The sequence below is a fragment of the Rhizorhapis sp. SPR117 genome, from assembly GCF_021742065.1.
The window spans coordinates 1-4,593 of the sequence record NZ_JAKKIE010000127.1; the positions used below are offsets into that span (position 1 = coordinate 1).

Annotated in this window: 5 protein-coding genes and 3 pseudogenes; 6 read left to right on the forward strand and 2 right to left on the reverse strand. The window is 60.1% G+C overall.

The window, feature by feature from the left end:
- Window positions 1–73: 73 nt before the first annotated feature.
- From L3X40_RS21035 to L3X40_RS21050, 5 genes and pseudogenes are all read left to right on the forward strand, one after another.
- Window positions 74–577, forward strand: a pseudogene (locus L3X40_RS21035) (helix-turn-helix domain-containing protein); the annotation flags it as partial.
- 78 nt (window positions 578–655) lie between these two features.
- Window positions 656–1,072: an IS66-like element accessory protein TnpA gene (gene tnpA, locus L3X40_RS22385; RefSeq protein WP_445177230.1), complete on the forward strand. Its 417-nt coding sequence runs from the start codon at window positions 656–658 to the stop codon at window positions 1,070–1,072.
- A gap of 23 nt (window positions 1,073–1,095) precedes the next feature.
- Window positions 1,096–1,209 (forward strand): annotated as a pseudogene (gene tnpB / locus L3X40_RS22615) (IS66 family insertion sequence element accessory protein TnpB); the annotation flags it as partial.
- A 331-nt stretch (window positions 1,210–1,540) separates the two neighbouring features.
- Window positions 1,541–1,735 (forward strand): hypothetical protein, encoded by a 195-nt coding sequence (locus L3X40_RS21045; protein WP_237367306.1) that lies wholly within the window; start codon window positions 1,541–1,543, stop codon window positions 1,733–1,735.
- Window positions 1,716–2,285, forward strand: a complete 570-nt coding sequence (locus L3X40_RS21050; protein ID WP_237367307.1) for a recombinase family protein — start codon at window positions 1,716–1,718, stop codon at window positions 2,283–2,285. Before L3X40_RS21045 ends, L3X40_RS21050 begins: the two co-directional genes overlap by 20 nt.
- A 26-nt stretch (window positions 2,286–2,311) precedes the next feature.
- Here the strand turns inward: L3X40_RS21050 and tnpB (L3X40_RS21055) are convergent.
- A pseudogene (tnpB, locus tag L3X40_RS21055) lies at window positions 2,312–2,623 on the reverse strand (IS66 family insertion sequence element accessory protein TnpB); the annotation flags it as partial.
- 409 nt (window positions 2,624–3,032) lie between these two features.
- A complete protein-coding gene (locus tag L3X40_RS21060; protein WP_237367309.1) occupies window positions 3,033–4,058 on the reverse strand; it encodes an IS110 family transposase in 1,026 nt (341 codons plus the stop codon).
- Between the two features lie 297 nt (window positions 4,059–4,355).
- Here L3X40_RS21060 and L3X40_RS21065 point away from each other — a divergent pair, with 297 nt between their 5' ends.
- Entirely contained in the window at window positions 4,356–4,523 is a 168-nt protein-coding gene (locus L3X40_RS21065; protein ID WP_237367310.1) for a hypothetical protein, read from the forward strand.
- The last annotated feature ends 70 nt before the right edge of the window (window positions 4,524–4,593 follow it).

The following is a 4,593-nucleotide window of genomic DNA, read 5'->3' on the forward strand; positions in this document are numbered from 1 at the left end:
TCGGTCCGCTCCTTTCCTTCTTAAGCACCAACATCATAACCGATGCCGGGGAAAAGGGGCGGGCCATCCCATAAAGCATGATCGCGGATGGGGAAGACGACGCATGAGATATCCCGCCTCCGAGAAGCTCGAGATCATCCGGATCGTCGAGCAGTCGCACCTGCCTGCCAAGCGCACGCTGGACCAGCTCGGCATTGCCCGCCGGACGTTCTACCGCTGGTATGATCGCTACCTCGAAGGCGGGCCGGAAGCCTTGGAGGATCGACCATCGGCGCCGAGACGGGTGTGGAACCGCCTCGGCGACGACATCCAGGACCAGATCATCGAAATGGCGCTGGAAGCTGACGCGACCGATCTCAGCCCGCGTGAACTGGCGGTGCGGTTTACCGACGAGAAGCGCTACTTCGTGTCGGAATCCACGGTTTACCGCCTGTTGAAGGCCCACGATCTGATCACCAGCCCCGCCTATATCGTGATCAAGGCGGCCGATCAGTTCCACACCAAGACCGCCTGGCCGAACGAGATGTGGCAGACCGACTTCACCTACTTTAAGATCATCGGCTGGGGCTGGATGTACCGTAAGCGGTAAAACTCCCCCACATTTCCAGATGCCGGGAGTTTGGTAGTTTTGCCGCAATGGATGGCGAGGTGACCAGTGGGTGATGAAACTGATTTCGAAACTTGTTTTGAAACGACCGCTCCTGGCCGGGTTCAGCGGCTCGATGTGATTGAAAGCTCGCGGGGCAAGCGGCACTGGACGCCGGAAGCGCGGGCGCGGATCATCGCGGAAAGTCTCGAGCCGGGGGCGAATGTGTCGGCGGTGGCGCGCCGACACGGGTTGTATCCGCAACAGCTGTACACGTGGCGTCGCGGATTGCGGGAACGGGCGGAGGCGATGAGCTTCGTTCCGGCGATGGTCGAGAGGGATGCCGGGGTATTGCCCGGCCGGCCGCCACAATCGGTGGGCGGGCAGATCGTCATCGAGACCGGCAACTTGACGATCCGCGTGCCCGACGACGTGAGCGCCGATCATATCGAGCGGGTGCTGCTGGCCGTGCAGGTGAGCGCGTGATCATCCCGCCTGGACCGCTCAAAGTGCTGGTCGCGACGCAGCCCGTAGACTTCAGGAAAGGAATGGTGGGTCTCGCCTCGCTGGTTGAGCGCGAACTCAGACTCGATTCCTTCTCTGGTATGCTGTTTATCTTCCGAGCGCGCAGGGGAATCACACGACATTCAACATACAGTTTGCGCTACGCGAGGATGGTCTATCCATGGCATCCTTTCTTCGGGATGACGGTTCAGGTCTCTCATCATCGGCGGGGAAAACATCTCAAGACCATCCACACGGATATTGAACCCGGCTATTCGCGCGAAGCGCCCAATTGGATGTTCGATCAGAGTTTTTGCGCCGGCATGATCGAGGGGCCGCCGGAGGTCAGCATCGAGAGCTTGAACGAGCTCGCCAAGCTGCTGGCGTCAATCGGCAAGACCCGAAAACGGCGCGGATCGTCATCTTCTTCAAATCCGAAGGAGAGACGACGTGCCGAAAAGCAGATATGGCGATCGAGCGCAGCTCAGGCTCGAACTCGACAATCCGATCCCGCAGCCGCCGGTGGCGAAGGGAGCGAAGGGGCTGGTGGAGGCGCTGGCCGACATCCTCCTCGAGGCAATGGGACCGGTGTCGCTGGAGACGCCGACGGTCGAGGGAGGCGGCGATGAGCAAGATCACGCCTGATCATCTGGGCCGCGCCGCCGTCGTCTATGTGCGGCAGTCGACCATGGCGCAGGTCATGGGCAATCTCGAAAGCCAACGGCGGCAGTATGAGCTTGCCGAGGCCGCCAAGAACGCGGGCTTCGCATCGGTTGTTGTCATTGATGACGACCTGGGACACTCTGGCTCGGGAAGCGTCGAGCGGCCCGGCTTCGAGCGCCTCGTCGCGCTTGTCTGTTCCGGCGACGTCGGCGCCGTATATTGCATCGAAGCGTCGCGGCTGACGCGCCTGACTTCGTCATCGGCGGCGGCGAGTGCATCCTCCAGCGCGGCGTTCTTCGCGGTCTCCTCGGCGAGCTTCCGGGCCAGCTCGGCACTTTCGGCAGCCTCCTGCGCAAGCTTGCGCTCGAGCGCTTCCTTCGCGGCCTGCTCTTGCGCGATCCGCGCGTCCTGTTCGGCAACCTGCGCAGTCAACGCCGCGATCTGCGCAAGAAGCGCATCGACGTCAGTCGATCTCGCAGCCGAGCAGTCCATGGCAATGACGGATATGCAAAGTCACTTAAAAATCAAGTGAAAGATCTATACTTTAGTTGCTTTCGATCAGATATTTACTTCAACTTCCGTGTTGGGCGCCAGAACGCGACGAGAAGCATGCACCCGCCGCCAGTCCATGCACGAGACCAGTGCCGTGAACTGCGAGGCATTGAGCCGGTAGGTGCCGTCATGCTCCTGCGGCCAGGAGAAGCCCTCGCGGCTCTCCGCCCGTTTCGTCATGAGCCAGATTCCCGTCTGATCCCACCACAAAATTTTCAGCCGGTCGCGTCTTTTGCTCCGGAAGACGTAGGCTACGCCCGAGAAGGGCCTCATCCCCAGCTGGTTCTGAACCAGCGCGATCAGCGTATCGATCCCGGCGCGGAAGTCGGTCGCCTAGATGCTGTTGTCTAATCGCGCCTCATCGATCAAGCAGTTTTGATATTGCTCTGCGGCCGCCGGTCGTTCGCTTGGAACAGCCAGCGCGTTCGGGTGCGGAATATGGTGCGAAGCGCTGTTCCCTATTGCGTCGCTATTTGACGTTTGCCGAGAGCACGGTTGTCTGCGCGGTCGATACGTGATCGCCGCATGATGGGTCTACGCGGGAGGGATCTTCCAGTGTAATGGACGCAGTGGTACGTAATTCCCGTTCCCCTGCAACGGCATCAGCGGAATGACCCGACCTACGTCCCCGGCAGGGACGTTTCGACGCATCCGGTGAGGCGGACGCAATTCAAAGCGGCTGGCGACCTATATTATCGTGGCTCTCCCGATGATATTCTCTACGGGCTCAGGCGATCGCGCCTGCGGACCGATTAAAGATTTCGCCGGTCGTCAGCATTTTGTGCATTATGACAGACAGCTTGCGCGCGACAGCGACCGCGGCTCGTTTGAAGCCGACCTTCTCTTTGAGTTTTAGTCCCCATGTACGAAGCGAACTGTCAGCTTGGGCGCGGGTCAGAATCACCGTCGCTGCCTCATACAGGAGGCCGCGCAAATGACTGTCTCCGCGCCGAGAGATATGGCCGTCATAATCGACTTCACCGGACTGATAACGTCTGGTCGTAAGACCCAGCCATGCACCCACCGAGCGCGACGTTCGAAAGTTTGCCGGGTCTTCGATCGCTGCGGCAAAGGAGGAAGAGGTGACCGCGCCGATCCCGGGTATCGACATCAGTATCCGGCATGCATCACTATGCCGGGCCATCGCGACAAGCTGGCGATCGAGTTCCGCAGCGCGGCCACGGATACCACGCCAGGCATCGAGCAGCGGCAGGATGATGCGCTCCAGACCTGCATTACTGCCAAGCAGGTTGCGGGCATTCGCCTCGAACACCCGGCCAGCGCCCTTGGGAACAATCAGTCCAAACGTCTTCATGAGCCCACGGATCTGGTTGGAGAGCTCGGTCGCAACCCTGATTAGCCGCGTGCGCGCAGCCACCAGCGTACGAGCAAGCATGCTGTCGTAGTGCTTGACGCGAACTTCCCGGTAGAAACCGACCTCGGCCAGATGCGCCAGGCCATCAGCGTCGTTCGCGTCGGTTTTGTTCGGCGCCATATCGAGTGCAGTTTTGGCGTGGCGAGCATCGATACAGATCGCCGGCAAGCCTTCTGCAACAAGAGCATGGTAGAACCACACCGACAAGGGGCCGGTCTCGAACACTACGCTCCTCGCTTCCGGTGCTCGTTTGCGGATCAGCTCAGCCAGCAGCTTCGGATCAGATGGGCATTTTCCGCGCCAAATCCGCTTGCCGCCCTTGCGCACCGAGACCGCAGTCTCTTTCAATGACACGTCGAGGCCGATATATTCGCACATGGCTGTCCTCCATTCGATGCTTGGGCCCGGCTTCCAGTCGTGAGCCCGTATCTCCATCCTATCGGAGGACAGCCACCTCGACAGTCTCAAGCTAACGCGCCTTATTCAAGGTCAGCGACTCGTTCCCGCGATTACCCCATGTAATGGGCCGGCGTCTCAAACAGTAGCCAGGTTGGGTGGCTGTCCCTCAGACCGTATGTTCGGTCTGCGAAGGTGGCCCGCCCCCGTAGTAAGCAGAAAACGGGGGTTGCGCCGGAAGGGCCGGCACCGAGCCCCATGTTTATGCGAGGGCGGACCATGGACAAGGATAGCGAGCTTTTCGTCGGACTCGATACCTCAAAATTGAAAATCTCGGTTGCGGTTGCCGATGGCGAACGGAACGGCGAAGTCCGATTTTTCGGCGATATCTCAGCAGAGCCGGCGTCGGTAGCATCGATGGTGACCAAGCTGGCGAAGCGAGTATAAACGGCGGAGTAAAAATGTACCACTGACGGGTCTTTTGGGGTCCGTTCATTTCGGAGTAAAAGTGTACCGG